This is a genomic window from Pseudomonas sp. Je.1.5.c (genome assembly GCF_051129895.1).
In the GTDB taxonomy this organism is placed as follows: Bacteria; Pseudomonadota; Gammaproteobacteria; order Pseudomonadales; family Pseudomonadaceae; genus Aquipseudomonas; species Aquipseudomonas urmiensis.
In genome coordinates this window covers 42,410-67,062 of sequence record NZ_JBCPSP010000013.1, presented here as the reverse complement: position 1 = coordinate 67,062, position 24,653 = coordinate 42,410, and the positions used below count along the sequence as shown (strand labels likewise).

General features: G+C 60.2%; 22 protein-coding genes and 2 tRNA genes. 13 read left to right on the top strand and 11 right to left on the bottom strand.

From position 1 onward, the window contains the following. Window positions 1-27 precede the first annotated feature (27 nt). From AAZU54_RS12470 to AAZU54_RS12455, 4 genes are all read right to left on the bottom strand, one after another. Window positions 28-690 (bottom strand): sel1 repeat family protein, encoded by a 663-nt coding sequence (locus AAZU54_RS12470; protein ID WP_186556846.1) that lies wholly within the window; start codon window positions 688-690, stop codon window positions 28-30. 175 nt (window positions 691-865) lie between these two features. Beyond that, window positions 866-1,957, bottom strand: coding sequence for a hypothetical protein (locus tag AAZU54_RS12465; protein WP_186556749.1), 1,092 nt, complete (start codon window positions 1,955-1,957; stop codon window positions 866-868). 36 nt (window positions 1,958-1,993) lie between these two features. Further along, the gene (locus AAZU54_RS12460) at window positions 1,994-2,626 is read right to left on the bottom strand and encodes a LysE family translocator (protein WP_186556748.1); all 633 of its coding nucleotides are present in this window, start codon (window positions 2,624-2,626) and stop codon (window positions 1,994-1,996) included. Window positions 2,627-2,628: 2 nt separating this feature from the next. Continuing rightward, window positions 2,629-3,405 (bottom strand): YqcI/YcgG family protein, encoded by a 777-nt coding sequence (locus tag AAZU54_RS12455; protein WP_434727218.1) that lies wholly within the window; start codon window positions 3,403-3,405, stop codon window positions 2,629-2,631. 160 nt (window positions 3,406-3,565) lie between these two features. Between AAZU54_RS12455 and AAZU54_RS12450 the strand changes: the two genes are divergently transcribed. Further along, window positions 3,566-4,486 (top strand): LysR substrate-binding domain-containing protein, encoded by a 921-nt coding sequence (locus AAZU54_RS12450; RefSeq protein ID WP_264235919.1) that lies wholly within the window; start codon window positions 3,566-3,568, stop codon window positions 4,484-4,486. Here the strand turns inward: AAZU54_RS12450 and AAZU54_RS12445 are convergent. After that, complete coding sequence (locus AAZU54_RS12445) at window positions 4,483-5,379, bottom strand: LysR family transcriptional regulator (RefSeq protein WP_392463255.1); 897 nt, start codon at window positions 5,377-5,379, stop codon at window positions 4,483-4,485. The two genes, AAZU54_RS12450 and AAZU54_RS12445, sit on opposite strands and share 4 nt — an antisense overlap. A 121-nt stretch (window positions 5,380-5,500) precedes the next feature. Here AAZU54_RS12445 and AAZU54_RS12440 point away from each other — a divergent pair, with 121 nt between their 5' ends. The 7 genes from AAZU54_RS12440 (at window position 5,501) to AAZU54_RS12410 (ending at window position 16,305) form a co-directional block, all read left to right on the top strand. Next, a complete protein-coding gene (locus AAZU54_RS12440) occupies window positions 5,501-6,712 on the top strand; it encodes an MFS transporter (protein ID WP_434727217.1) in 1,212 nt (403 codons plus the stop codon). A gap of 78 nt (window positions 6,713-6,790) precedes the next feature. Continuing rightward, a complete protein-coding gene (locus AAZU54_RS12435) occupies window positions 6,791-9,151 on the top strand; it encodes a DNA polymerase II (protein WP_434727216.1) in 2,361 nt (786 codons plus the stop codon). Window positions 9,152-9,232: 81 nt separating this feature from the next. Then, entirely contained in the window at window positions 9,233-13,783 is a 4,551-nt protein-coding gene (locus AAZU54_RS12430) for an NEL-type E3 ubiquitin ligase domain-containing protein (RefSeq protein WP_434727215.1), read from the top strand. A gap of 230 nt (window positions 13,784-14,013) precedes the next feature. Then, window positions 14,014-14,568, top strand: coding sequence for a DUF4174 domain-containing protein (locus AAZU54_RS12425; RefSeq protein WP_186556741.1), 555 nt, complete (start codon window positions 14,014-14,016; stop codon window positions 14,566-14,568). Between the two features lie 95 nt (window positions 14,569-14,663). Next, a complete protein-coding gene (sohB, locus tag AAZU54_RS12420) occupies window positions 14,664-15,683 on the top strand; it encodes a protease SohB (RefSeq protein WP_186556740.1) in 1,020 nt (339 codons plus the stop codon). Between the two features lie 153 nt (window positions 15,684-15,836). Then, window positions 15,837-15,910: transfer RNA gene (locus tag AAZU54_RS12415), tRNA-Cys, on the top strand. Window positions 15,911-16,140: 230 nt separating this feature from the next. Next, window positions 16,141-16,305, top strand: a complete 165-nt coding sequence (locus AAZU54_RS12410; RefSeq protein WP_186556739.1) for a hypothetical protein — start codon at window positions 16,141-16,143, stop codon at window positions 16,303-16,305. Between the two features lie 175 nt (window positions 16,306-16,480). On the opposite strand, the gene AAZU54_RS12405 is transcribed toward AAZU54_RS12410, so the two are convergent. Beyond that, window positions 16,481-17,080 carry a hypothetical protein gene (locus tag AAZU54_RS12405; protein WP_312152000.1) on the bottom strand — a complete coding sequence of 200 codons (600 nt, stop codon included), beginning with the start codon at window positions 17,078-17,080 and terminating at the stop codon, window positions 16,481-16,483. Window positions 17,081-17,543: 463 nt separating this feature from the next. Here AAZU54_RS12405 and AAZU54_RS12400 point away from each other — a divergent pair, with 463 nt between their 5' ends. After that, on the top strand, window positions 17,544-17,735 hold the full coding sequence (locus AAZU54_RS12400; RefSeq protein ID WP_434727214.1) for a hypothetical protein: 192 nt from the start codon (window positions 17,544-17,546) through the stop codon (window positions 17,733-17,735). A gap of 46 nt (window positions 17,736-17,781) precedes the next feature. Here AAZU54_RS12400 and AAZU54_RS12395 read toward each other — a convergent pair whose 3' ends face one another. Continuing rightward, entirely contained in the window at window positions 17,782-18,195 is a 414-nt protein-coding gene (locus tag AAZU54_RS12395; protein WP_312151998.1) for a DoxX family protein, read from the bottom strand. Between the two features lie 104 nt (window positions 18,196-18,299). Then, window positions 18,300-18,384, bottom strand: a tRNA-Leu gene (locus tag AAZU54_RS12390). Between the two features lie 226 nt (window positions 18,385-18,610). Between AAZU54_RS12390 and AAZU54_RS12385 the strand changes: the two genes are divergently transcribed. The 4 genes from AAZU54_RS12385 (at window position 18,611) to AAZU54_RS12370 (ending at window position 21,961) form a co-directional block, all read left to right on the top strand. Next, the gene (locus AAZU54_RS12385) at window positions 18,611-18,895 is read left to right on the top strand and encodes a hypothetical protein (protein WP_186556735.1); all 285 of its coding nucleotides are present in this window, start codon (window positions 18,611-18,613) and stop codon (window positions 18,893-18,895) included. 83 nt (window positions 18,896-18,978) lie between these two features. Beyond that, window positions 18,979-20,121, top strand: a complete 1,143-nt coding sequence (locus AAZU54_RS12380; RefSeq protein WP_186556734.1) for a two-component system sensor histidine kinase NtrB — start codon at window positions 18,979-18,981, stop codon at window positions 20,119-20,121. 25 nt (window positions 20,122-20,146) lie between these two features. Next, on the top strand, window positions 20,147-21,595 hold the full coding sequence (locus AAZU54_RS12375) for an ATPase domain-containing protein (RefSeq protein ID WP_434727213.1): 1,449 nt from the start codon (window positions 20,147-20,149) through the stop codon (window positions 21,593-21,595). A gap of 12 nt (window positions 21,596-21,607) precedes the next feature. Then, the gene (locus tag AAZU54_RS12370; RefSeq protein ID WP_186556732.1) at window positions 21,608-21,961 is read left to right on the top strand and encodes a response regulator; all 354 of its coding nucleotides are present in this window, start codon (window positions 21,608-21,610) and stop codon (window positions 21,959-21,961) included. Between the two features lie 76 nt (window positions 21,962-22,037). Here the strand turns inward: AAZU54_RS12370 and csrA are convergent, their stop codons facing one another. The 3 genes from csrA to modC form a co-directional block, all read right to left on the bottom strand. Next, complete coding sequence (csrA, locus tag AAZU54_RS12365; RefSeq protein WP_186556731.1) at window positions 22,038-22,232, bottom strand: carbon storage regulator CsrA; 195 nt, start codon at window positions 22,230-22,232, stop codon at window positions 22,038-22,040. 253 nt (window positions 22,233-22,485) lie between these two features. Beyond that, entirely contained in the window at window positions 22,486-23,502 is a 1,017-nt protein-coding gene (locus AAZU54_RS12360) for a DNA topoisomerase IB (protein ID WP_186556730.1), read from the bottom strand. Between the two features lie 58 nt (window positions 23,503-23,560). Beyond that, complete coding sequence (modC, locus tag AAZU54_RS12355; protein WP_186556729.1) at window positions 23,561-24,652, bottom strand: molybdenum ABC transporter ATP-binding protein; 1,092 nt, start codon at window positions 24,650-24,652, stop codon at window positions 23,561-23,563. Between the last annotated feature and the right edge of the window lies 1 nt (window position 24,653).

Here is a 24,653-nt window from a genome sequence, read left to right as displayed (position 1 = left end):
GCGCTGTCGGCGGGGCAGGGGGCTACTTCAGCGGTGGCTGGTCAAGCGCTGCTGCGCGGCAGCACAGCCATTGATCTCCACGGCTTTTTGCAGCAACAGCTGGCGATGCTGCGGATCAAGGTCGCCAAGCAGGCGGTACACCTCGGCCTGATAGTCGCGCTGACGGCCCCACTGCATTTCCAGCCCCTGCGGCTGGCTGCGGTTGCAAGCCAGGCGTACCGCTGGCTGCGGATAGTACGGCGCATACAAGGTGGCCATGTTCGGAATCGCTTCCATGGCGTCACGGTAGGCAGGGCTGGCGTTATAGGGCGGGCACCAGGTAGAGATCGCTGGTGCGGGAGGGGCAAAGCCTTGCTTGAGGCTGGCTTGCAGCAACGGGCAGGCCGCATCGGGGATCTGCGCCGCTGGCAGGTAGGTCATGTAGTACAGCGCCAAGCGGTATTGCGCCACCGGATGACCCAGGGCGACCGACTTTTTCAGCAGGTCTACCGCAGTTGGCAGGGTGCGGGCCAGCGCTTGGCCCTGACGGCTGAGTTCTGGATCGCTGTCGATCGCCGTGCGCAGCGCGCTGGGGCTGTCTTCGCGGTTGTCTGCCTGCTCCAGCAAGGGTAGGGCCTGGCGGTACAGCAGATCGGCGTGCGGATCGATCTGGATCTCCAGTGCTTGCGCGCCGAGCGGAGCCAGGGCCATGAGCAGGGGCGAGAACAAGACAGCGCGACTCACGGATGAGCCTCGTAGGCGGTCAGTTGCGACCAGATGGCGGTGGTGTTCATTGCGGTTACGCATGTGCCTCAGGCAAATCAGAGCGACGACGGCGTATTCTAGCCACCCCAAGGCCCCCGCCGAAAGACCATTGCCGCGTTTATCAGACGAGCTTGATCGGCGTCACTTTGCGTTGGCTGTACTTTTCCTGGGCCAGGCCCAGCTTTGCGGTGATCACCTTTGCCAGGGCATTGTTGCCTAAGTCATTGAAATGCAGGCGATCGACGAACAGCGACTGGCCAAAAACCGGCGAGCTGCTGAGCATGCTGTTCATGTCATAGCAGGGCACCGACTCGGCTTCGCTTTTAATTCTTCGGAAAAAGGCTACATGCTGTTGACTGTCCTGCACGTCAGCCAGCAGCCGATCGAAGTTGGTCGGCTGACGTTGCGCCGCCATCATCAGTTGCTCGCCATCGGGCAGGCTTTCCCGGCACCAGGGCAGCAATGGCTGGAGAATGAAAGTCAGGGTGGCGTGGCTGTCGGCCAGCAGGCGATCCCATTGGCGCAGGGTGCGCCCGATGCAGTCGGCGGCGCGCATCAGGCGTTTGTCCGGGGCGGGCAGTGACCAGTCGGGGGTTGGCGCCTCATGACGCGGCAGCAGGGCGTGGCCCAGGCGCTGCCACAGCGATTGGCGGCGCGGCGTGTCGAGCGTCGGCACGCCTTCGTTGAAGCTGTTCAGGTAGGTCTGATAGGCGCCGCCCTGATGCTGCGCATGACCGGCCGCCATGATCTCGCCCAAGGCTTCCTGGGCGAGGGTGTTCAGCCCGCTCAGGACCACCACGTGGCCAATGTTGCCCAAGCGATGCTGGTGACTGAGAAACATCAGCAATTCTTGAGTGGCATTGAGGCCACACCCGGCCAGGCTCAACCAGACTTCGCCGGTGAGCATCGACAGGTGCGAGGCCACTGTGTGTTCATCATTGCTGGCGCCGATGCCCAGTGCGGTCGATCCGCCTACCAACAGGTTGACCCGGGCACTGGCGCCGCGCTCGGCCGGCGAATAGCGCTTGCCCGCACAGTGGCTGTAGCGCAGGCCCAGCGCATCGGTATTGATCGTGCCGGAGCGATAGCCACGCTCGTGCATATAGAGGGTATGCGGGGCTCGGCGACTGCCCAGTTGCAGGAAGCGTTGGTAGTCCTCCTGCAAGGGGAGGGGCGCGCCCAGGACGTCCGTAGCGGTGTCGATCGGTCTCATGGACGTTCCTTGTGGGTGGGTAGGTCAGCGGCCGCGTCAGGCCGTCAGCTCCTTGAGGTTGTAGAGCAGGCCACCGGCGGCGATCAGCAGCAAGGCCACGCCCGAAGCCAGGCTGATCAGGCGGTTGCTGCGCTGCGAGGCAATCTTGCCGATGGCGAAGATGTACAGGCTGAGCACGGCGAAATCGATGGCGATCCACAGCAATGACAGCACCACCATGCTCTTTTCGAACGACTCGGTGATCTGGATGAACTGGGGGAAGAAGGAGATGAAGAAGATGATGTCCTTGGGGTTGGAGATGCCCACCATGAACCCTTGCAGCAAGCCGCCACGCCCGGGTTTTACCGGCGCTTGCACCATCTCGGTGTCCGTTACTGGAGCCTGCAATGCTTCGCGCAGCGTGGCGACGGCGATGTAGCCGATGAACAGGCAGCCCAGCAAACTCATGCCGTTGAGCCAGACCTTGTCGATGGCAGCGCTGGTCATGATGATCCAGGCTGCGGCGCCAATCAGCACCAGCGACGCCCAGTTGGTGCCGATCGCGGTGAACAGGGCTTTGCGCGACCCGGAGGCGGCGGCAGTGTTGACGATCAGTGCGACGACCGGGCCAGGGGTGGCGATCAGCAGCAGCACGGTCAGGGCGTAAGTGGCAGTCAATGCGGTATTCACGGTCAGTTCTCGATCAATGTGTCGGGTGTTGCATGGGCGTGGAATGGGCAACGTGCAGGGTTCAGCGAGCCGTGCTCCTGCAACTGGTATTGCTTCCACTCGTAGTTGTCTTGTTGGCCGAAGAAGCCCAGGGAGTCGGGCATCACGCCATCGTTGTAGTGCCTTACCCGCTCGCGGATCTTGCCGCGAATGCGCTGGCCGCTTTCGGTGGCAGCGCTGGCCACTTCGTCGAAGCTTTCCCGTGGGTTGATCACAAACACGATGCTGTCGCCCAGGTTGCGGCTCTTCATCACGCGGTGGGCGGGAAAGTTCATGTTGATGAACAGCGGCATGCCGGCGAAGCAGAATGACCATTGGCTGTCATGCGGATCGCCCGGCACGTCCTGCGGCCAGGGCTGGGGGTCGCGCGCGTGCACGCCCTGCAGGACTTTCCACGCCAGTGCCTGCTGTTGCTCAAGGCTGCCGCCAGAGGCAGTCTCGAGAAACACCAGCAGCGGGGTGCCGATGCGCTGCTTGAGCGGGATCGGCTCGATGGTGCGGACATAATCGGCCAGGCCCTGCGCCATGTCGTCGGCCATGTGCTCGGCGCGGGCGAAGACGATGTGGCAGGTCTTGGCGGCGACCGCCTTGCGCCCGAACAGGCAGGGAAAGTCGGGGTTGGCGAGAATGTCGCGAAAATGTTGGATAGTTTTATACGTCCAGTGATTGGCATTCTGGACATGTTCATTGGCCAGCTCTAGCGCATCCAAGCGATAGCAGTTTCCATAACCCGTAAACATGGTTTCCCCAGGAGTTCTAATAATCGTTTCCGCCGTTAGTTAGGCGGTTTCGCTCTATGTATTTGTTGTTTTCAAGCATTTTCTGAGAACGACTTGCAGTTGTAAAATGCCTGGAACTATGACCTACTATTAGTCTCACTCATGATTGGGAAGGCGATCGATGTCGGAACGGATTCAGGCACTGCACGCGCTGCGCGCCTTCGAAGTGGCCTCGCGCTATGGCTCGTTCACCCGCGCGGCAGAAGAGCTGGCGCTGACCCAAGGCGCAGTGAGCCATCACATCAAGACCCTCGAGTCGCTGTTTGGCTGCGACTTGTTCGAGCGGCGCGGCCCCAAGCTGCGCCTGACCGAACACGGCCGGCTGTTGGCCCAGGAGCTCAAGGTCGGCTTCAAGATCATCGAGAACGCTTGCGCGCTATTGCGTCAGGACCGCTATGGCCTGCGCCTCAAAGCGCCGTCGACCCTGACCGTGCGCTGGCTGCTGCGGGCGCTGGATGCGTTCAAGAAGGTCGAGAACAGTTGCAGCGTGCAACTGTCGAGCGTGTGGATGGACATCGACAGCGTCGATTTCTATTCCGAGCCCTACGACTGCGCCATCCTTCTGGCCAACGGACGCTTTGCGGCCGACGTCGAGAGCTTCAAGCTGTTTGATGAATGGCTGATCCCGGTCTGCCATCCCGACTACCTGCAGGACGATGCCCCCGCTCTGTCGGCGCTCAAGCAGTGCGAGTTTCTCCATCCCTCGACCGACCGGCGCGACTGGCGGCGCTGGCTGGCGCGGATGGATGCGTTGGACATCAGCATCGACCAGGGCCAGGTGTTCGACACACTCGATCAAGGTATCTCGGCGGCCCAGCAGGGGCTGGGGATTTCCGTGGTCGACCTGGTGCTGGCCAGTGCCGATATCGGCGCCGGGCGCCTGGTAACGCCGTTCAAGCACGCCGTGGCCACAGGTGATGGCTATTACATGACCTGGCTCAAAGCCAGCCCCAAGGCCCGGCAGATGCAGCGCCTGCGCGATTTTCTCCTGGCCCAGGTGCCGCCGCTGGCGTCCAAGGAAATCAACTATCTGTATGGCTAGGCCTGCCGTTCCTGGAACACCCGCTGCAGCATGAAGTCTATGAACACCCGCAACTTTGGCGGCATCTGCCGGCCTGAGGGCCACAGTAGGTAAAAGCTGCCGCGCCGCTCCATGAAGTCGTCGAGCACGCTCACCAGGCTGCCGCTGGCCACTTCCTTGCGCACGTTGAAATCTGGCAGGCAGGTAATGCCGCGGTGGTTGAGGGCGAAGCAGATGCGCGTCTCGACATGGTTGCAGACCATCGAGATGGGGATGTCGTAAGCCTGCTCGGGATGCTCGCGGCGCAGCGGCCAGCTCTCCAGCTTGCCGTTGCTGGGGAAACGGTAGTGCAGGCAGGTATGGCCGCTCAGATCGCGCGGATGCTCCGGCACGCCGCGTTCGCGCAGGTACTGCGGCGAGGCTACCAGGCGATGCTGGAAGTGGCCGAGGAACTTGGCATTGAGCCGCGAGTCCACTGGCTGGCCGCCGCGCATGACCACGTCGAAGCCTTCGCCGATGATATCGACCATGCGGTCGCTGAAGTCCAGGTCCAGTTCGATCTGTGGGTACAACGCCATGAAGTCGGCAAGGGCTGGCATCACTAAGCCGGTCACCTGAGGCAGGCTGACTCGCAGCCGCCCACTCGGTGTTTCGCTGGCCTGCGACAGCGCCTGCTCAGTGGCTTCGATCTCCGCCAGGATGCGCCGACTGCGCTCCAGGAACAGCGTGCCCTCGGCGGTCAGGGTGATGCTGCGTGTGCTGCGGTGGAACAAGCGTACCCCCAGGCGCGCCTCCAGCCTCGCCACCCGCTTGCCCACCGCCGAGGCACTGATGCCCAGCGATTGCCCGGCAGCGACGAAACTGCGGGTTTCGGCAACCCGGTTGAAGACCACAAAGCCGCTGAGGCTGTCCATGTGCTGCTCCCGATTGCGGACATCAACGTCCGAGGTGAGCGGAATTCTACCCATCTTTTTCCGTAATCCACACCGACGCAAGATGCCTGCCTCTTGATCAGCAACATGAGGCGTTCTCGCCATGCACCAAACTTCTCAAGCGGCCATCGCGACAGCGGCCGATACTCCCTCCTCAGCGCAACGCTTGCCGCTCAGTGGCCTGCTCGCGCTGGCCATGACCGGCTTTATCGCCATTCTCAGCGAGACCCTGCCGGCCGGGCTGCTCGGCCAGATTGCCGGTGGTATGCAGATCAGCCAGGCGATGGCCGGGCAGTGGGTGACTGCCTATGCCTTGGGTTCGCTGCTGACCGCGATCCCCTTGGTGACCCTGACCCAGGGCTGGTGGCGCCGGCGCACGCTGCTGCTGGCGATTGCTGGGTTCATTGTTTTCAACGGTTTGACGGCGATCTCCGAATCCAATGGCCTGACCCTGGTGGCGCGCTTTCTTACGGGTGCCGCTGCGGGTTTGGCATGGGGGCTGATCGCCGGGCATGCCCGGCGCATGGTGCCGGTGGCGCGCCAGGGCAAGGCGATGGCAGTGGCCATGGTCGGCGCGCCGATTGCGCTCTCGCTGGGGGTCCCGGTTGGCACCTGGCTGGGTGAGTGGCTGGGCTGGCGCGCCACTTTTGTGCTGGTTACCCTGGCCTCGGTAGTGTTGGCGCTGTGGGTATTGCGGGCGGTGCCGGATTTTCCTGGGCAGGCGCCAGGACAGCGCGCCGGGGCTTGGCAGGTGTTGCGCACACCGGGGGTGGCAGTCGTTTTGCTGGTCATTCTGGCGTGGGTTCTGGGTCATAACATCCTTTACACCTACATCGTGCCGCTGCTGGCGGCGGCAAGCATGGCGGCGGACACTGGCCTGGTGCTGCTGACCTTTGGCCTGGCGGCGTTGCTGGGCATCGTGGTGGTGGGCCTGTGGGTCGATCGCCACTTGCGATTGCTGGTGTTGTTGAGCTTGGCAGGTTTTGCCGTGGCAACCCTGTTGCTTGGCCAGGAGGCGCCGACGCCTGGGGTGGTGTATCTGAGCGTGGCACTCTGGGGCCTGACCTATGGCGGCGCGCCGACCCTATTGCAGACAGCCTGCGCAGATGCAGCAGGCGAGGGCGGTGATGTCGCCCAGTCGATGTTGGTGACCGTATGGAATACTGCGATTGCCCTGGGTGGGGTGGCCGGTGGCTTGTTGCTTAGCGGTAGCGGGGTCGGCGCGTTCGCCAGTGTGGTGCTGGTGATGATCGCGCTGGCCGGGATTCTCGCCTGGTCGGGTCGCCGCGCCGGGTTCGTCGCGGGCGGGCGCTGAAGCGAACGGCTGGCGATAAGGCCGACAACGGCGCAACAAGGTAGAATCGGCGCCTATCAATGTGTGGAGTTCAACGCGGTGGAGTTGCAGCAGGGTTTCGTCCTCACCCGGCACTGGCATGACACGCCCGAGGGCACCTGCGTGGAGTTCTGGTTGGCCACTGACCAAGGACCGCGCCAGCTACGCCTGGCGGTTCAGGAGTCAGTCGCGTTCATCCCAGAGATCCACGCCGCACATGCCCGGGCCCTGCTCAAGGATGAGCAGGGCGTTGAGCTCAAGCCACTGCGTCTACGTGACTTCGAGCAGCGTCCGGTACTTGGCCTGTATTGTCGCCAGCATCGCCAGTTGATGCAGTTGGAACAGCGTCTGCGTGGCGCCGGGGTCGAGGTCTACGAGGCCGATATCCGCCCGCCGGAGCGCTACCTGATGGAGCGCTTCATCACCGCGCCGGTGCTGTTCGATGGCAAGCCCGATGCCTATGGCGTGCTCTGCGACGCCCAACTCAAGCCGCACCCCGACTACCGCCCGCCGCTGCGCCTGGTCTCGCTGGATATCGAAACCACTGAGCGCGGCGAGCTGTACAGCATCGCCCTGCAAGGGTGCGGCCAGCGTCAGGTGTACATGCTCGGCCCGGCCAATGGCGATGCCAGCGGCTTGGACTTCGATCTGCATTACTGCGACGACCGCGCGCAGCTGCTGCAATGCCTTAACCAGTGGATGGCCGATCACGACCCCGATGCAATCATTGGTTGGAACCTGGTGCAGTTCGACCTGCGCCTGCTGCATGAGCACGCCGCCCGGCTGCACCTGCCGTTGGCCTTGGGACGCAATGGTGCGCCAATGACCTTGCGCGCCCATTCAGGCCGCAACCATGTGTTCGCCGACGCCCCGGGCCGGCTGTTGATCGACGGTATCGAGGCGCTGCGCTCGGCGACCTGGAGCTTTGCTTCGTTCAGCCTGGAAAACGTTGCCCAGACCCTGCTTGGCGAGGGCAAGGCGATCGATACGCCCTACCAGCGCATGGACGAGATCAACCGCATGTTCGCCGAGGACAAACCGGCCCTGGCCCGTTACAACCTCAAGGACTGCGAGTTGGTCACGCGGATCTTTGCCCACACCCGGTTGCTCGAGTTCTTGCTTGAACGCTCCACTGTCACCGGTTTGCCGGTGGACCGCAGCGGCGGCTCGGTGGCCGCGTTCTGCCATTTGTACATTCCCCACATGCACCGGTTGGGCTACGTCGCGCCGAATCTGGGCAGTCGACCTGATGAAGCCAGCCCCGGCGGCTTCGTCATGGACTCGCGCCCTGGTCTGTACGATTCGGTACTGGTGCTGGATTACAAAAGCCTCTACCCCTCGATCATTCGTACCTTCCTGATCGATCCTGTGGGCTTGGTCGAAGGCTTGCGTCAGCCCGACGATGAACACTCGGTAGAGGGCTTTCGCGGGGGGCGTTTTTCGCGCACTCGCCACTGCCTGCCGGCTATCGTCGAGCGGGTGTGGCAGGGCCGCGAGGCGGCCAAGCGCGCCGACAACGCGCCGCTGTCACAGGCGCTGAAGATCATCATGAATGCCTTCTATGGCGTGCTCGGCTCCAGCGGCTGTCGTTTCTTCGATCCGCGCCTGGCCTCGTCGATCACCATGCGCGGCCACCAGATCATGCGCCAGACCCGGGCGCTGATCGAAGCCGAAGGTTTCGATGTGATCTATGGCGATACCGACTCCACCTTCGTCTGGCTAAAAAGCGCCCACGATGAACAGGCTGCGGCGCGCATTGGCCGCGCGCTGGTGGCCAAGGTCAATCAGTGGTGGCGCGAGCATCTACGCCAGAGCATGGGCCTGGAGTGTGCGTTGGAATTGCAGTTCGAAACCCATTATCGGCGCTTTTTGATGCCGACCATTCGTGGTGCTGAAGAGGGTAGCAAAAAGCGCTATGCCGGCCTGGTGCAGCGTGCCGACGGTCAGCAGCAGATGGTCTATAAGGGTCTGGAATCGGTGCGCACCGACTGGTCGCCGCTGGCCCGGCAATTTCAGCAGGAACTCTATGAGCGGATTTTTCGTGGCCAGCCCTATCGCGACTATGTGCGTGAGTATGTGCGTGCCACCCTGGCTGGCGAGCAGGATCAGCTACTGATCTACCGCAAGCGCCTGCGCAGGCCGCTGGCTGATTACCAGCGCAACGTTCCTCCGCATGTGCGCGCCGCGCGACTGGCCGATGAATTCAATCTGCGTCTGGGCCGGCCACGGCAATACCAGAATGGCGGTTGGATCAGCTACATCATCACCACGGCAGGCCCCGAACCGTTGGAGAACCTGCAATCGCCGATCGATTACGATCACTACCTCAGCCGCCAGCTACAACCGGTTGCCGACGCTATCCTGCCCTTCGTCGACGATGACTTCGCCGCGCTGACCGATCGGCAACTGCTGTTGTTCTGAGCGCCCGTAGTAGATATCTAGCTCTTTTCCTGTGCAGCGATCCTTAGGCTGGTCGGTTTAAACTCACAGGAGGGCCTACCCATGGGTGCCGGCCAGGTATCACAAGCAAACACCGCCAAAGCCACCGCAAGCGCTGACGATCCACGGCTTGAGACGCTGCGCAACACAGCGGCGGCGTTTCAGGACAGCATCATCGGCAAGCGATTACCGGCTTGGCTGCTCAAAGTCCCGGTCGACCAGATGAACGTATTGGGCGAGGCACTGAGTAAAAGCCTGGAATTTCGTCAGCAGTTGGCTCGAATGCTTGCGCGAATAGACAACATTGACGATTTCGTCGCCTCCGCCCTGCAGACCGCCTTGGACGAGCGGCATGCGCCAGGGTACAACGTGCGGCGTTTGAGGTTTTTACAAGGCCGCCGTGAGCCAGTCATCAATGCGCAGCCGGTGGGTAGCCATCTCACCAAAGTAGTGTACGAAGACAAACCCTTGCTCGAAGTCGCCATGCGTAACTTCACCGCCGAGCAGGCTCAGGCTGACGGCCAGCCTAGGGGCAATCGCCTGCTCATCAGTCGCCAGGGGTTGCGCCCGGCACCCACTGCGATCGAGTTTGCCGCGTTGTGTCGTGAGCTCGACCTGGGTGAACACTACCAGCGCCACCTCAGCGCTGTTCTCAATCCAAGCGATAATCCAAAAGGTGTGGAGTCGCTGCTGGTCGGTGCATACCGCTACGCCATGGCGGTAGATGCCTATCAGGCCCGGTTCATGGGCATCTTGAGTGATAGCGAGTTGCAGTTGGTGCTGGGGATGTCGCTGGAGGGCAAAACGGGGCGTCTGGCTGGAAATCTGGTGGTAGCCAAGCAGTTGCGCCTGATTGGATGCATGCTGGAGCAAATTGTCGTGCTCGAGGTCATCGACCAGGGGCCGCTTTTGAACACCACCCGCCAGATACTGTTGTATATCCCAGGTGATCCCTATGGCGCTTGGAGCACGTTCTCAAGTTTGACCCGGATGGCCAGAGCCCTCGGCCAGCGCTTGCGGAGCAACGCTTACCTGCAGTTTTTCAGACGGTTTGTGCGCTTGCGCGACAGTCAGGCGTTCTTTTCCGTCATCATTCCTGCCTATGCAGACTTGCCTGTCTGGGCCAGTTTCGACTTGCAGGAGTACCTACAGCCGTATCCGGTGCCCCTGTTCAACAGCCTGGCGCGTGCGCGTATTCGCCAGATCAAGGATGATGCGGCGCTGATTGCAACGCCCGTTGCCCAGCTTGATCGTGAAATTCAGCGTGGGCATGACCAGCGTCTGGCTGCCGAAGGCTGGACGCTGGTCAATGTCGCAGGGTTGTTTGTTCCGCAGATTGGCATCGTGCTGCTGGCGGTTACGGTCTGGGAACTGCTGGGCGAGGTTTACCACGGTATTGAGACATGGCGTGAGGGTGACACCAGCGAGGCGCTTGAACACCTTCACAATGTTGCCGTCGATCTTGCGACGATAGCTGCCACTGCGGTCGGGGTGGCGGCAGTGCGGCGACAATGGAATCGCTCAGTGTGGGTCGACAACCTGGTTCCGGCGCGGCTGGAGGATGGCAGCACAAAACTGTGGCAGCAAGACTTGGTGCCCTTTCGCAGTGCTACAGTCCCCAGTGGAACAGCGGTTGACGCGGAAGGAATCCAGCATCTGGACGGTCAGTCCTGGGTCGAGATAGACGAGCAAACCTATCCAGTCATCCGTGGCCCTGCCAATCGGACTTGGCAACTGCGCTCGATTGATGGGCATGGCCCAGAATTGCAAGGCAATGGCGCGGGGGCATGGCGCCTGTGGAGCGAGCAGCCGGCTGAATGGGACGATAGATTTCACCTTTTCCGGCGCCTGGGTCGCAATTTTAGTGGCTTGGATGACGAGCAAATCGATCAGGTTTTGATCTGCAATGGTCTTGAAGCTGATCATCTGCGCGCTATGCATGTCAGTGACCAGCCCGCGCTGGCGGGACTGCTCGATAGTGTATTGCGATGCCGACTGGATGCACGTATTCGCCGTTTGGTCAGTCGCCTGCGCTCGGGCGAAAAGGTTGAAGACATCACCGTGCTGCAGCATGCGCAAAGACTGGCCGGAGCTGCCGGGCTTGCTGATCAGGCGCTGGCTGAGCTGGCTTGGTCCGAACGTCGGAAGTTGTTCCGGGACCTTTACGATGCCATGCAAGCCACTCACAGCCCTAGCAGCAGTGCACTGTGTCGGGTGTTTCCGAGTCTGCATCGGGGCGCTGCCGATGAGCTGTTGGAAGCGGCGAGCAGCAATGACCTACGCCGCCTGCTGGAAAGTGGGCGGATCCCTTTGCGCCTAGCCGAGGCTGCGCGGGCCAGTTCGCTGGCCATTCGTACGGTCCGTGGCTATGAAGCGTTCTACCTGGATACGCCGCAGACTGCAGATTTGGCCAGGATAGCCCTCGGCATGCTCAAACATCTTGCCGGGTCCGCACAAGGGGTGCGCTGGCGCTTGTTCGAAGGCAATGCCCTTGGACCTTTACTGCTGACAACAGGGGAGGGCAAGCAAGTGGTGGACCTGGCGCATGTCAATGGTCGATTCCTGCGTCTGGGTGCTAAAGGGCTGGCCGACGGCGAGGCGGGCGAGTTTTTTGAAGTGATGGTCGGTGCCCGTACAGCGCAGCAATGGGCCTCCATGGGTATTGGCGAGCCGTTCTCGCACAACTTGCGGGTGCTGCTGGCTCGCCAGGCTGTACAGCGGCGCGAAGAGGTCGCCCAGCTATTTACCCGAGTGCAGCGCAGTGGCACCTTCCGCCCACCGCAACGCCTGGCAGATGGACGCCTTGGCTATCTGATGGGAGGGTGTACGCCCAGTGGCTTGTGTGGTCGAGATAGGTCGATGCCTGCGATGCTGCGAGAGCTGTTTCCTACCTTCACTGACGAGCAAGTCATCGCCTGGGTCGAGAATGTCCTCCAGTCTGGTCGCAGGCCAGAAATCGTCATGGCAAGCCTGCGCGCGGAGCTCGCTGATCTCAACGGTTGCCTGGATGACTGGGTCATGGAGGGCGACGTCGAGCTGGCAGCTGAGCGCGTTTTCGTCAGGCGGACGTTGCTCAATGGCTGGCGACGCCGGACGGCCGCTCCCTACGATACCAGCCAACCAAACGCCAACTTTCACATGATGCTATATGGGGCCAAGCCAGAAGGTTTGCCGCAGTTGCCGGCGCGGGTCAGCTTCGGTCATATATCCAATCTCGCACTGCTGCACATGGATCTTGAGGAGATCCCGACGAGTTTCCTGTTGGCGTTCAGTCGCCTGCGAGTGTTGGACTTGGGGGATAACCACTTGACCCGACTGCCGCAACCATTGTTGCAGATGCAGCAGTTGCGCTCGCTGGTGCTGACCAACAATCAGATCGTCCTGGATCGGGCCCAGGCAACTGTTTTAGCCAGTTGTGAAGAGCTCGAGTACATCGACCTGTCTCATAACCCCTTGGGCCGTACTTTTACTCTGAGCGGAATGAGCCGACTGCGCTGGCTGAACCTGCGCGCCACCCGCATCAGCCAGGTTCCTTCGGCACTGACCGATCGACCGATGATGTATTACGCGGACCTGCGCGACAACCGCATCACCCACTTACCAGAACAGTTCTATCAAGCACCGTTGCTAGTCAGGCGCAGGATCCGCCTGGCGGGTAATTCATTTGGGGCGACTGAGGTCTTGCGTTTGCAGATGGCATTGACGGCACCCCTGGAACCAGTCGATGCAGACGCTGCTGGCGAGCAGTCGATCAATGCGCGCGAACTGTGGGGCGATGCCGTGGGGCCGGGTTACCGCGGTTCGATGGTTAGTCGCTGGGACGCGATTGAGCAGCGACCCGAGTCAGAGCGTTTTTTCCGGGTATTGCGCCAGTTGCTTCAATCGGCGGATTTTCACCGTCGACCTCGTCCGGTCGCGTTACGTGTGTTGGCGTTACTGCAATTGATGACTGACAACCCGGTACTGTGTGATGAACTGTTCAGCGTGGCCAATGATGAATGGGGCTGTCAGGACGGTGCTACCTGGTGTTTGAGTAACCTGGAATTAAAAGTCCTAGTGTGGAGTGCCCGGAACAATACCGAAGGGAATTCAGAAAGCGCGTTGCTGGACTTGGGTAAGCGCCTGTGGCGTCTGGATGAGGTTGACCGTTTGGCAGTGCAGGACATCGTTGCTCGCGCTGGCAATCCTGACGAAAGCGAAGTTGGCCTTGCTTATCGACTTGGTCTGCGTGAACGCCTGAACTTACCGGTGGAGGTGGGCGACATGAGCTTTCGGCCCATTGCCGGGGTTGATGAGACGCGCCTGGAGCAGGCGTATGTGCAGGTCTTGGAGGCTGAAACACAAGAGCGACTGGCGCGTTCGTTAGTCGAGCGCGATTTTTGGCAGGCCCATCTGGAGCGCACCCGGGCTGACGAATTCAGTCGAATGGATGAGCCATTTCATGAGCGGCTCGAAGCGCTCTTCGATGATCAGGCATTGTCCGACCAGGACAAGAAGCTGCAATCGGACGCGATCAGAGATGAGCAGCTGGCCGCGCGTCGAGGGCTGATGCTTGAGGTGACGATCCGCGCCCTGGAGGAAGGACCGGCGGACCCGCCAATTCACGTGCGTTGAGTACGGTATAGCTGAAAGCGGCACGTCAGCTCACCTCGGGCGGCTTTGAACTATGCTTTGTCTGGGTGTCGGCATTTCCGGAGATGCCGATATCCCGGTCTGGAGAAAGCTTGGAAATCGCCGGTAACTTTTCCTCTAACCACTTGCTCTGTCAGGTGGTTTAGTCTCCAGAGCGGATTTTTCTCCATGATCTGTAGTCACTGGTTTATCGAGATAGTAAGGAGATGCACATGCTCGTCCGGTCACTGACCCTCGCCACCTTGCTCGCCGTTAGTGGCCCACTGTTCGCCGCCGACAGTGATGCCCCCCTGGCCAAAGAGTTGGGTAAGGCACGGCCTTTGGTAGTCATTGCCCCAAGCTCGGCGGATCCAACCCTGCGTGGATTGAATGAAGCCCTGAAAGATCCTGCTACCCAGGCGGCTTTCAAGGAACGTGGGCTGGTCCTGTATAGCGTTGCCAACATGATGGGCATGCGCGAGGACAAGAACCTTGAACAACAAACCACCATGGCCCTGATCCGTGAACTCAAATTAGGCGCAAGCAAAGGCACCAAGGTAATCCTGGTGGGCAAGGACGGCGAGCGGCACGTGCTCAAGGATGATGACAGTGGTGAGAAGATCGACCCGCAGGTGATCATCAAGGCTGTGGACGAACTGCCCGCTAACGAGAAAGCCGTAACGGCCCCAGAACCTGTCGCTGCCGCTGTGGCCGAGCCCAAGGCAAAGGACGCTAAACCGAGCAAACCGGCCAAGCCCGCGGCGCCTCCCAAGCCGTTGGAAGACTGAAGGCCAAAGCGCCCGGTTAAAACCTTAGGCCGTCGTACCAAGTCACCCCAACCTTAGGTACGATGGGCGATCAATTTTGTGCTTTGAGGATTACTGTGGAATTTCTTGCCGAATACGCAAGCTTTCTCGCCAAGACCGCAACCCTGGTAATCGCCATTCTGGTGGTGCTGTCGGCCATTGCTGGCCTGCGGGGCAAAGGGCGGCGCAAGCCAGGTGGGCAGTTGCAGGTCACCCGCCTCAACGATTTCTACAAACAGCTGCGCGAGCGTCTTGAGTCAGGTCTGTACGACAAGGCCGAGCTAAAGGCCTTGCGCAAGCAGCAAGCCAAGGCGGATAAAAAGCTCAAGAAGACCAAGGCTGAGGATAAGACCCGGGTCTTTGTGCTCGACTTCGATGGTGATATCAAAGCCTCGGCCACTGAAAGTCTGCGCAATGAGATCACTGCTTTGCTCACTCTCGCCACCCCTAGTGATGAAGTGGTGTTGCGCTTGGAGAGCGGCGGCGGCCTGGTGCACAGCTACGGCCTGGCAGCTTCGCAACTGGCGCGCATTCGCCAAGCTGGTATCCCGCTGACCATCTGTATCGACAAAGTCGCTGCCAGCGGCGGTTACATGATGGCCTGCATCGGCGAAAAGATCATCAGCGCGCCGTTTGCCGTGCTTGGCTCGATTGGCGTCGTGGCACAGCTGCCCAACGTCAACCGCTTGTTGAAAAAGCACGACATTGACTTTGAGGTGCTGACCGCGGGTGAATACAAGCGCACCTTGACCGTGTTTGGCGAGAACACCGAGAAAGGTAAGGAGAAGTTCCAGGAAGACCTGGACGTCACCCATCAGCTGTTCAAGGATTTTGTCGGACGTTATCGTCCGCAATTGCACATTGATGAGGTGGCAACCGGTGAGGTCTGGTTGGGTGTCGCTGCATTGAACCGCAAGCTGGTTGATGAGCTGCGCACCAGTGACGAGTACCTGAGCGATCGCGCTCGCGAAGCGAATTTGTTCCACCTGCATTTCGCTGAGCGCAAGAGCCTGCAGGAGCGCATTGGCATGGCGGCTAGCGGGACTGTCGAGAACACTCTGGTGGGTCTATGGAGCAAACTCGGCCGCCTGCGCTAAGACCTTGAACCCCTTGAAGATTTTTTCGGTTCAGGGGGTTGCAAGGAACTTCGAATGCAGACATAATGGCCTCCATCGAAACGCAGGTTGCTTGAAAAAGCGCTTAAGTTTCAAGGAGATAGCAAAGCGTAAGCCGCTAGATCCGAACTTTGAGGCCGAGTAGCAAAGTGGTTATGCTCCGGATTGCAAATCCGTCTACGCCGGTTCGATTCCGACCTCGGCCTCCATATTCGAAAGCCCCGCAGATTAACGTCTGCGGGGTTTTTCTTTGTGGGTCGGAAAAGTTGGGAGTTCCTTGGCGGGGTCCTGCGCCATCCGGCCGATTGGATTATGTCGGGATCTGCAGAAATTTTGCGGCGATCGGGCTTTATTCGTCATTTAGGCCTGTCTTGCCGGGAGCAGGTGTATAGTGGCGGGCGAGTCCTCTCTTTGGGCGGCTCACCTACGAGGTGTCAGCATGTACCATTCCACGACCCAGCAGGCGCAACTGCGCTTGAATGAGCAAATCGAGCAGTTCCTTTCCAAAGGCGGCACGATCAAGGAAATTGCCAGGGGCGTTAGCGGATTCAATCCTGCCGCGCCTAAGGTGCACTGGACCAAAGCTCAGGCTGCCAAGGCCTGAGCGTCAATTGGGGATGGGGCTTGGCTGATCCATTTTGCGTCATCATGGACACCGAGCTTCGTCAGCGACTGACTGGCAGTTTCACGGTCAGGCTCTACCGAGCCCGGCAGTTGTTGAGGCTCGGCAATCGAATCTTACAGGATGATCGCTAGCATGCTTGAGCGCAGCTGCGCGGTCAGAGATTTGACACCTGCGGTTCGACCACTTCAGTAGAAGCTTCGGCGGTTGAGGCTGCTGGCGCGTTGGAGAGTGGCGAGATGGTTACCGCATAGCGGCCAAGATCGCTCTCCTGGCGCTGGAAGTTGATCGCGACGTTCTCACCTTTCCAGCTCATGACCTCGCTCAGATAAGACGCGCCCGAACTCATCTTGATCCAGTGACTCTGCTGAACGCCAGGTTCGCCGAAGCGATCGGTGAGCATTTCGGTGACGAGATAGAGACTGTTGGCGTTGCCGCTGAAAACCAGCTCATTCACCTTCCCGTCGCTGATGCTGGCGATCAGGCTGTAGCCTGGCGAGATAGGCAGGTAGGGCAGTCCACGAACTTCGAATTGGTTCGGTAGTGCGCTGGCGACACGGCACAGGGTAGTGGGTCTGACGCTATCGGAAGGGCACTCTTCAACTTGTTCGAGGAAGTTGCCCTGTAGGTCGATACCGAGAAAGGCCGTAGGTTCCTGAGCCCAGGGGGTTACGGATTCAGCAGCAGCAAATGGCGCCCACGCAGGCAGCGCGACGCACAGGCTCATCCTGGCGGCCAGGGAGAGAAGCGGCCTCATAGGGTCCTTCCTTGGGTATTAATGTGGAATAGGGCAGCAGAATACTGGCCTGAGAATGATTTTCAATAATGCTAGTATGACATCATCCTGCGCTGTAGATCAACCCTCAGGTCGGCCTGGGGGGTGGCTTGGCCTACCATAAGATTGGGCAACAAGGCATGTTTAGCGGGGTGCGGGGAAAAGGCGGCAGAAAAAGAAAACCCGCCAGCAGAGGGCGGGTTGAAAGAACGTACGAAGCACCCTGAGTGTGCCTACGCACATGTCAGAAATTCGTGAAGATCATGTCGCCAGTCTGTTGAGGGCTTTCGCTACCCATAAAAAAGCCCGCCATGAGGCGGGCAAGGACGTTTTGAAGGGAGAGCTTGCAGTCTGATGTCGGGCAGTTAAGTCAGCATTAACGGCCCGGTGATTGACCGCGACCGTTGAACGGCCTATATAGGCGTGCTTATTTCAGGAGCCCGGCATGCACGACGACGATGACCTTCCAGAACCTGAGCATGATCATCTGCTCGACCACGAGTTTCTCTACCAGGATCTGGATTCCGAGGCCGATGCCCAGGGCATTGAAGATGACATTGAGGAAGATGAAGATACCCTCGATGACTTCGATGAGCAGGATCATCCCGCCTGGCATGATGACGTCGACGACGACTGAGCCTGCGCTGCACGGCCCTTACGCAGCGCGGCTCGAGACGCTGTGTTCAGTGACGATCCAGCGAAAATCGTCCAGCGCCAGTGACTGCCAGCAAAAGTAGACCACCGACGATACTCAGGTTCTTGAAGAATTGGGTCATGTTGGCGCTACGTTCGGGATCCACCATGTTCCAGTAGGGGTGGCCGATGATTGCTGTGCCGAGCACGAACAGAGCAAATAGAAACGCCAATGGCCGAGTGTAGAAGCCCAGGATCAACACGATGGCGACGAAGAACTCCATGATCACCGCAATTGCCGCCGCCAGCGTCGGCGCCGGGGCGCCCAGTGAGCCTAGATAGCCAACCGTGCCTTCGAAGCCTGTGAGTTTGCTCCAGCCAGACATGACGAACAGGATCATCAGCAGGATGCGGGCAAGCAGGATTATCACATCGCGTTGACCTTCGAACAGGGAATAGCGCATGGCGGTGTTCCAATGGACCGAGACATACTCCACTTTAGCAGTTGCTCAAAAGATTTGTGCCGGGCATGAAAAAGGCGCCACATGGGCGCCTTTTCAAGGAAGATTGGTGCGAGTGGCGGGACTCGAACCCGCAAGGCTCACGCCGACAGATTTTAAGTCTGCTGTGTATACCAATTCCACCACACTCGCACGTTTGAAAGGGCCTCAAGGACCGGGGCGCTTCGTAGTGAAGGGCCACGCAATCAAGCGCGCTTTATAACCCATCGTTATAGGTGAGTCAACTCAGCGGCTGATATGGCCTGATCGAACCTAAGCTTTTACGGGGGGCGTAGGGCGGCAATTGCTAAAGGTGCAATTGACACATTGCCAGCATTAGGCCACTGTTCGAAACTTTGGATCCAATGAGCTAGATGCCATGTCTGCCGACCTATCGTCTGTACCATCGCCGAGTGTCGTACGGCCTAAGCTGTTTTGGCGCATAGTGTTTGCTCAGGTCTTCGTTATAGCGGCTTTCCTTTACTTCAGCCTGTTGTGTCTGGGCGGCTATCTGCTGATGATCGGCTTCGATGCAGAGCACACCGTTCAGCAGAGGGGGCTGGCGATCGCGGCTGGTGGCGGCGTTGTGCTGGCATGCCTGTGGCTGCTTAGGGTAACGATGCCGCACAGGCTCAGCCCGGTTTTGGTCGAGCGTGAGACCTGAAGAGTTTCGCTTGATGGCCTGAGGGCGAGTAGACTCTGAACTACGCTCAATTTGTCTTTCCCTGCGGTGCCCGTGGAGCTTACATGGTTTCAACCGACCGCCTGGACCAGCCTGAAGTGCCCACCAACCGCTATGAACAGCTGGTTCAGTCGGTAGTGGACTACGCCATCTATATGCTCGACCCTGCCGGTAACGTGGTGTCGTGGAACGCCGGTGCTGAGCGCATCAAGGGCTACCGTGCCGATGAAATCATCGGCCAACATTTCTCGGTTTTTTTTACCCCCCGAGATTGTGTCGAGGGGCGCCCTGGGCAACTGTTGCGCCAGGCACTGGAGCAGGGTGTTGCCCAGGATGAGGGCTGGCGAGTACGCAAGGACGGTACGCAGTTCTGGGCCTTGGCGGCCCTGGATGTGATTCGTGACGAGCAGGGCCAGATTGTCGGCTTGGCCAAAGTTACCCGCGACATCACCGATCGGCGCGAGTCGGCACTGCAACTGGATGCCATGCGTGCCCAACTGTTCCAGGCGCAGAAGCTCGAAGCCTTAGGGCAGTTGACCGGCGGCTTGGCGCATGACTTCAACAATCTGCTGACCATCATCCTCAGTTCTGCCCGCCTGGCTGCAAGTAGCCAGGATCCTGAGCGCGTGCGGCGCCTGCTCGAGCATATTCTTGATGCTGGCCAGCGCGGAACTCAGCTCACCCAGCGCTTGCTCAGCTTTGCTCGTCATCAGCAGTTGAACGTCACGCGTATCGCGCCAGCCGAGCTGATCGATTCGACCCGTGGTTTGTTGGAGCATGCGCTGCCCAGTGAGATAGTGCTTGAGCAACATCTGCAACCGGATGTACCGATGATCCAAGCCGATGCCGGGCAGTTGCAAATGGTCCTGCTCAACCTGTTGTTCAATGCCCGTGACGCCATCGAGGGTGAGGGGAGTATTCGGCTTGAGGTGAACGCTGTTGAGTTGTCAGGCGAAGTCGAGGGCTTGCACGGCAGCTTTGTGTGTTTCGATGTGCAGGACACCGGTCAAGGTATCGAGGCGAAGGTGCTGCCACGCATCTTCGAGCCGTTTTTTACCACCAAGGCCTTCGGCAAAGGCACTGGGCTTGGTTTGAGCCAGGTCTATGGCTTTGCCAAGCAAAGCAATGGTGCGATCTGTGTAATTAGCGAAGTGGGGGTTGGCACGCGCATGAGCCTGTACTTGCCCGTTGCCCAGATCGGTCCATAGCACGACATCCAATTAGGTGGACACCATGGTAGAAGCACTCAAGCGGCTGACCACCGGCATAGACGGGCTAGATGCGCTGCTCAAGGGCGGCTTGGTGGTGGGTGCCTCCTACATCGTCCAGGGGCCACCTGGCGCGGGCAAGACGATCTTGGCCAACCAGCTGGCCTGGGGGCATGTGCGTGAGGGCGGCAGAGTGCTGGTGGCCACCTTGCTTAGCGAGTCTCACGAGCGCTTGTTTCAATACCTTTCGACACTGGAGTTCTTCGATCAGGCCCTGGTCGGCGATCAGATCCAGTTCGTCAGCGCCTTCGATACCCTGGAGCAGGAGGGGCTGGAGGCGGTGGTCAAGCTGTTGCGTCAGGAAATCGCCCGGCAGCAGGCGACCTTGCTCATCGTCGATGGGTTGCTCAATGCCCGGATACGCGCGGAAACGACCCTGGATACCAAGAAATTCGTTGCTGAGCTGCAGGGCCATGCCGCCTTCGCCGGTTGCACGGTGTTGCTGTTGACCAGTGCCCGCCTACAGGAAGGCAGCCCCGAGCACACCATGGTCGATGGGGTGGTTGAGCTCAGCGAGCAGTTGGTTGGAAGCCGCGCAATACGCCATATCCAGCTGCGCAAGACACGCGGCAGTGGTGCCCTGGCAGGGTTGCATGAGTGCCTGATCGACGAGGCTGGGCTCAAGGTATTTCCACGTCTGGAGTCGCTGTACAGCCATCCTAGCCAACCAGGCACCGCGAGCCTGAACCAGATCACCACCGGTGCGCCTGCGCTGGACGAGATGCTCGGTGGTGGTGTGGCCACTGGCTCAACCACTCTGGTCATGGGGCCCTCGGGGATTGGCAAGACATCGCTGGGGCTTGCCTTTCTGTCCGCCGCCACCGCGCAGGCGCCGGGTTTGCATTTTGGCTTCTATGAAACCCCAGCGCGCTTGCGCCTGAAGGCCGCCGCGCTGGGTTATGACTTTGCCACCCTGGAACGCTCGGGCGCTGTGCAGCTGTGTTGGCAACCGACCACCGAAGGTTTACTCGATCAGCTGGGCGCGCGGTTGCTCGCTCAAGTTAAGGCGTTGGGCGCCAAGCGAGTGGTCATCGATAGTCTGGGGGCGTTCAGTCGGCTGGCTGCGGACCCCACGCGACTCAATGGCTTTTTCCGTGCGCTGATCGGCGAGCTGCGCGCTCATGACGTCAGCGTGCTGATGACCTGGGAGATGCGTGACCTGTTCGGCTCGGAGATCAGCGCGCCCGCGCCGGATCTGTCGAGCATTGTCGATAATTTGCTGCTGACTCGTTTCGTCGAGCTGGATGCGCAGTTGCGCCGCATGCTTTCAATTCTCAAAGTGCGCGACAGTCACCACGACCCTGCGCTTCATGAGCTGTGCCTGGGGCCTCCTCAGGGTGTCACGCTGCGCAAAGCGTTCGAGGGTGCCTCGGGAGTGCTCTCTGGTAGCGCTGTGCCGCAGGAGGGTGGGTGATGGGATGAGGCGATGAATACCATCCTGATCGTCGATGACGAGTACCTGATAGTCGAAATCCTTGCCTATGCATTGGAGGATGAGGGCTTTGCGGTTGAAAAAGCGGGCGATGGCACCAAGGCACTGGAAGCCTTGAAGGAGAAGCGGGTAGACCTGGTCATTACTGACTTCATGATGCCGAAGAAAAACGGTGAAGAGCTTGCCAGGGCAATCCGTGACGAGCTGGAGCTTGCAGACCTGCCGGTGATTCTCATGAGTGGCGCGCAAGCCAGCCAGGCCAGCCCTGAACTGTTCGTTGCGGTGTTTGAAAAGCCATTCAATCCGATAGAGCTGATCGCCAAAGTGCGGGAACTGCTGGGCGGCTGAAGGCCAGGCAAAATCCCGCATCGGCGGGCCGATCGGTCAAGCGCATCCGTGCGGCTTCAGGCGATGCAGATCAGTGCTATTCGTCGTTATGTTTTTCCGGCGCTGGGTTGCCAGCCTGGATACGTTTGAAAATCTCTTCACGATGAACCTGAACATCCTTCGGTGCATCGATGCCGATCCTCACTTGCATCCCTTTAACGCCCAGAATGGTGACTTTGATGTCATCGTTGATGACGATGCTTTCGCCAACCTTGCGGGTGAGTATCAGCATGTAGTTCTCCTTGGTAATGATGAAAACCGTGCGGCCATTTACCGCTGCGGCGGGAGCTTGTCCCTCTTCCTTCTCATTAAAGACGCTTTCGGCGGACAGGAATTCCCCCGCTGACAAAATCTGTTGCCTGTCTCTAGTTGCAGGTGCCGATTTAACCCATTAAGGCGCCATCGGCGAAGGTGCTCGGTGGCAAGAATAGGGGGCTTACGCTCATATTGGAAATTTCTCTGCTTGATGGTGAGGATAGGGTGAGTCAATCGAGGGTTTGCAGGTCCTGCAGAAACCGCAGCAAGGCGACTTCTTCAGGCTCCAGGCCCTTGCGCGTGCGGGTTTTGGGCAATGCGGCGAGTCGGCCCAGGTGGAAGTGCTCCAGCACCGCTGGGTGAATGTAGCAACGCCGGCACACCGCAGGGGTGTTGCCCAAGCGGCTGGCAACCTGGCGAACGATTGCGCTGACCTGGCGCTTGGCTTCGCTGTCCGGCTCCCAGGCCAGGGGGCGCAGCAGGCTCAGGGCCAAGCTGCTGCCGGCCCAGGTGCGGTAGTCCTTGGCCGTGAAGTCGGCACCGGTCAGCTGTTGCAGGAACAGGTTGATTTCACTGGAACCGACGCTGTGACGTTGGCCATTTTCATCCAGGTATTGAAACAGCGACTGCCCTGGTAGCTCCATGCAACGCTTGATCAACCCGGCTAGACGACGGTCGCGCAGCGTCACGTTGTGCTCCACTCCGCGCTTGCCGCGAAACTGAAAACGAATCGTGCTGCCCTCGACCTTGACGTGCCGCGCGCGCAGGGTGGTCAGACCATAGGACTTGTTATCGCGCAGGTATTGGCGGTTGCCGATGCGAATCAGCGTGGTGTCGAGCAGGCTGACAACCAGCGCCATGACCTTTTCCCGGTCCAGGCCTGGCCGGCGCAGGTGGCTGTCCAGTTGCTGGCGCAGTGCGGGCAATACTTGGGCGAACGCCAGCATCCGGCCATATTTATGCTGGTCACGCAGCTCGCGCCACTGGCTGTGGTAGCGGTACTGCTTGCGCCCGCGTGCATCACGCCCTGTCGCCTGCAAATGGCCCTGTGGGTCGGCGCAAATCCAGACGTCGGTATAGGCGGGTGGGATGACCAGCGCAGCGATGCGCGCCAGGGTCTGGCTATCTCGCACGCGATTGCCGTCGGCATCCAGGTAAATGAAGCGGTCGCGCCAACGGCGCCGGCTCAGTCCGGGCTGGCTGTCGTCGACATAATGCAGGGTGCGGGGCAGGGGGCAATCGAGCATGAGGCGCCATCCATCGACCAGTTACCTGATCAGTGGACAGCGGCAAAGTCGCTGATGCTCAGATCAATAGCGCCACTGATTTGATCTGTGCCCAGAGCATCTGCCCAGGGCGCAGGCCGAGCTGGTCTGCCGAGTAACGGGTAACACGTGCGAGCAGGGCACTGCCGGCAGCGTCGAGGCTGACCAGTACATGGGCGGGGTTGTCGGCTTCGCGGTATTCACGCACCCGCACTGGTAAGCGATTGAGAATGCTTGACGCGCTGTCGGCGGCCAGCGCCAGGCTGACGTCGCGCGCCTGCACCTTGAGCCGGTGGGTGCTGCCGACCACCAAAGACGGGTGGGCGATACGCAACAACTGAGTGTCACTGCCGGGTAGGCGCAGATCGAACAGCTGATAGTGCGGGTCATGGCCCACCACCACGCCCTCGAGCACCACGCCAGCATCTTCACCTTCGGCCAGCGACAGGTCGAGGCGGGCCAGGGTCTGGCCAATCGGCCCGCTGGCCATGGCCTTGCCCTGTTCGAGCAGTACCAGATGATCAGCCAGGCGGGCGACTTCATCCTGCGCATGACTGACGTACACCACGGGGATGTCCAGTTGATCGTGCAGCCGTTCCAGGTAAGGCAGGATCTCGCGCTTGCGCGGTCCGTCCAGGGCTGCCAAGGGTTCATCCATCAGCAACAGCCGCGGGCTGCTGAGCAGGGCCCGGGCAATGCCCACTCGTTGCGCTTCGCCGCCTGACAGCGTGGCTGGCTTGCGCTCGAGCAAATGGCCGATACCGAGCAGTTGGCAAGCTTGGTCCAAACTGACTTTGCGCTCACTGGCCTTGATGCGTCGCCAGCCGAACTCAAGGTTGCCGCGCACCGAGAGATGCGGGAACAGGCTAGCCTCTTGGAACACATAGCCGACCGGGCGCAAATGCGGGGCCAGAAACAAGCCGCGTGCGCTGTCTTCCCAGACCTCGCCATTGACTTCGATATAAGCGCTGCTGGCGCGCTCAAGCCCGGCCAGGCAGCGCAGGCAAGAGGTCTTGCCGGAGCCGGAGTGGCCAAACAGCGCGCTGATCCCGCGCCCTGGCAGCTGCAGGTCGACATCCAGGGTAAAATCGTCGCGGCCAAGGGTCAGCCGCGCCACTATCGATGAACTCATT

Excerpts from the sequence above, each read along its gene's own strand:
- AAZU54_RS12455 (WP_434727218.1), bottom strand. The coding sequence starts at position 3,405 with ATGTTTACGGGTTATGGAAACTGCTATCGCTTGGATGCGCTAGAGCTG.
- AAZU54_RS12395 (WP_312151998.1), bottom strand. The coding sequence starts at position 18,195 with ATGCGCTATTCCCTGTTCGAAGGTCAACGCGATGTGATAATCCTGCTT.
- AAZU54_RS12470 (WP_186556846.1), bottom strand. The coding sequence starts at position 690 with ATGGCCCTGGCTCCGCTCGGCGCGCAAGCACTGGAGATCCAGATCGAT.
- AAZU54_RS12445 (WP_392463255.1), bottom strand. The coding sequence starts at position 5,379 with ATGGACAGCCTCAGCGGCTTTGTGGTCTTCAACCGGGTTGCCGAAACC.
- AAZU54_RS12465 (WP_186556749.1), bottom strand. The coding sequence starts at position 1,957 with ATGAGACCGATCGACACCGCTACGGACGTCCTGGGCGCGCCCCTCCCC.
- AAZU54_RS12440 (WP_434727217.1), top strand. The coding sequence starts at position 5,501 with ATGCACCAAACTTCTCAAGCGGCCATCGCGACAGCGGCCGATACTCCC.
- AAZU54_RS12425 (WP_186556741.1), top strand. The coding sequence starts at position 14,014 with ATGCTCGTCCGGTCACTGACCCTCGCCACCTTGCTCGCCGTTAGTGGC.
- AAZU54_RS12430 (WP_434727215.1), top strand. The coding sequence starts at position 9,233 with ATGGGTGCCGGCCAGGTATCACAAGCAAACACCGCCAAAGCCACCGCA.
- AAZU54_RS12360 (WP_186556730.1), bottom strand. The coding sequence starts at position 23,502 with ATGCTCGATTGCCCCCTGCCCCGCACCCTGCATTATGTCGACGACAGC.
- AAZU54_RS12375 (WP_434727213.1), top strand. The coding sequence starts at position 20,147 with ATGGTAGAAGCACTCAAGCGGCTGACCACCGGCATAGACGGGCTAGAT.
- modC (WP_186556729.1), bottom strand. The coding sequence starts at position 24,652 with ATGAGTTCATCGATAGTGGCGCGGCTGACCCTTGGCCGCGACGATTTT.
- AAZU54_RS12370 (WP_186556732.1), top strand. The coding sequence starts at position 21,608 with ATGAATACCATCCTGATCGTCGATGACGAGTACCTGATAGTCGAAATC.
- AAZU54_RS12405 (WP_312152000.1), bottom strand. The coding sequence starts at position 17,080 with ATGAGGCCGCTTCTCTCCCTGGCCGCCAGGATGAGCCTGTGCGTCGCG.
- AAZU54_RS12400 (WP_434727214.1), top strand. The coding sequence starts at position 17,544 with ATGCACGACGACGATGACCTTCCAGAACCTGAGCATGATCATCTGCTC.
- AAZU54_RS12450 (WP_264235919.1), top strand. The coding sequence starts at position 3,566 with ATGTCGGAACGGATTCAGGCACTGCACGCGCTGCGCGCCTTCGAAGTG.
- AAZU54_RS12410 (WP_186556739.1), top strand. The coding sequence starts at position 16,141 with ATGTACCATTCCACGACCCAGCAGGCGCAACTGCGCTTGAATGAGCAA.
- csrA (WP_186556731.1), bottom strand. The coding sequence starts at position 22,232 with ATGCTGATACTCACCCGCAAGGTTGGCGAAAGCATCGTCATCAACGAT.
- AAZU54_RS12385 (WP_186556735.1), top strand. The coding sequence starts at position 18,611 with ATGTCTGCCGACCTATCGTCTGTACCATCGCCGAGTGTCGTACGGCCT.
- AAZU54_RS12380 (WP_186556734.1), top strand. The coding sequence starts at position 18,979 with ATGGTTTCAACCGACCGCCTGGACCAGCCTGAAGTGCCCACCAACCGC.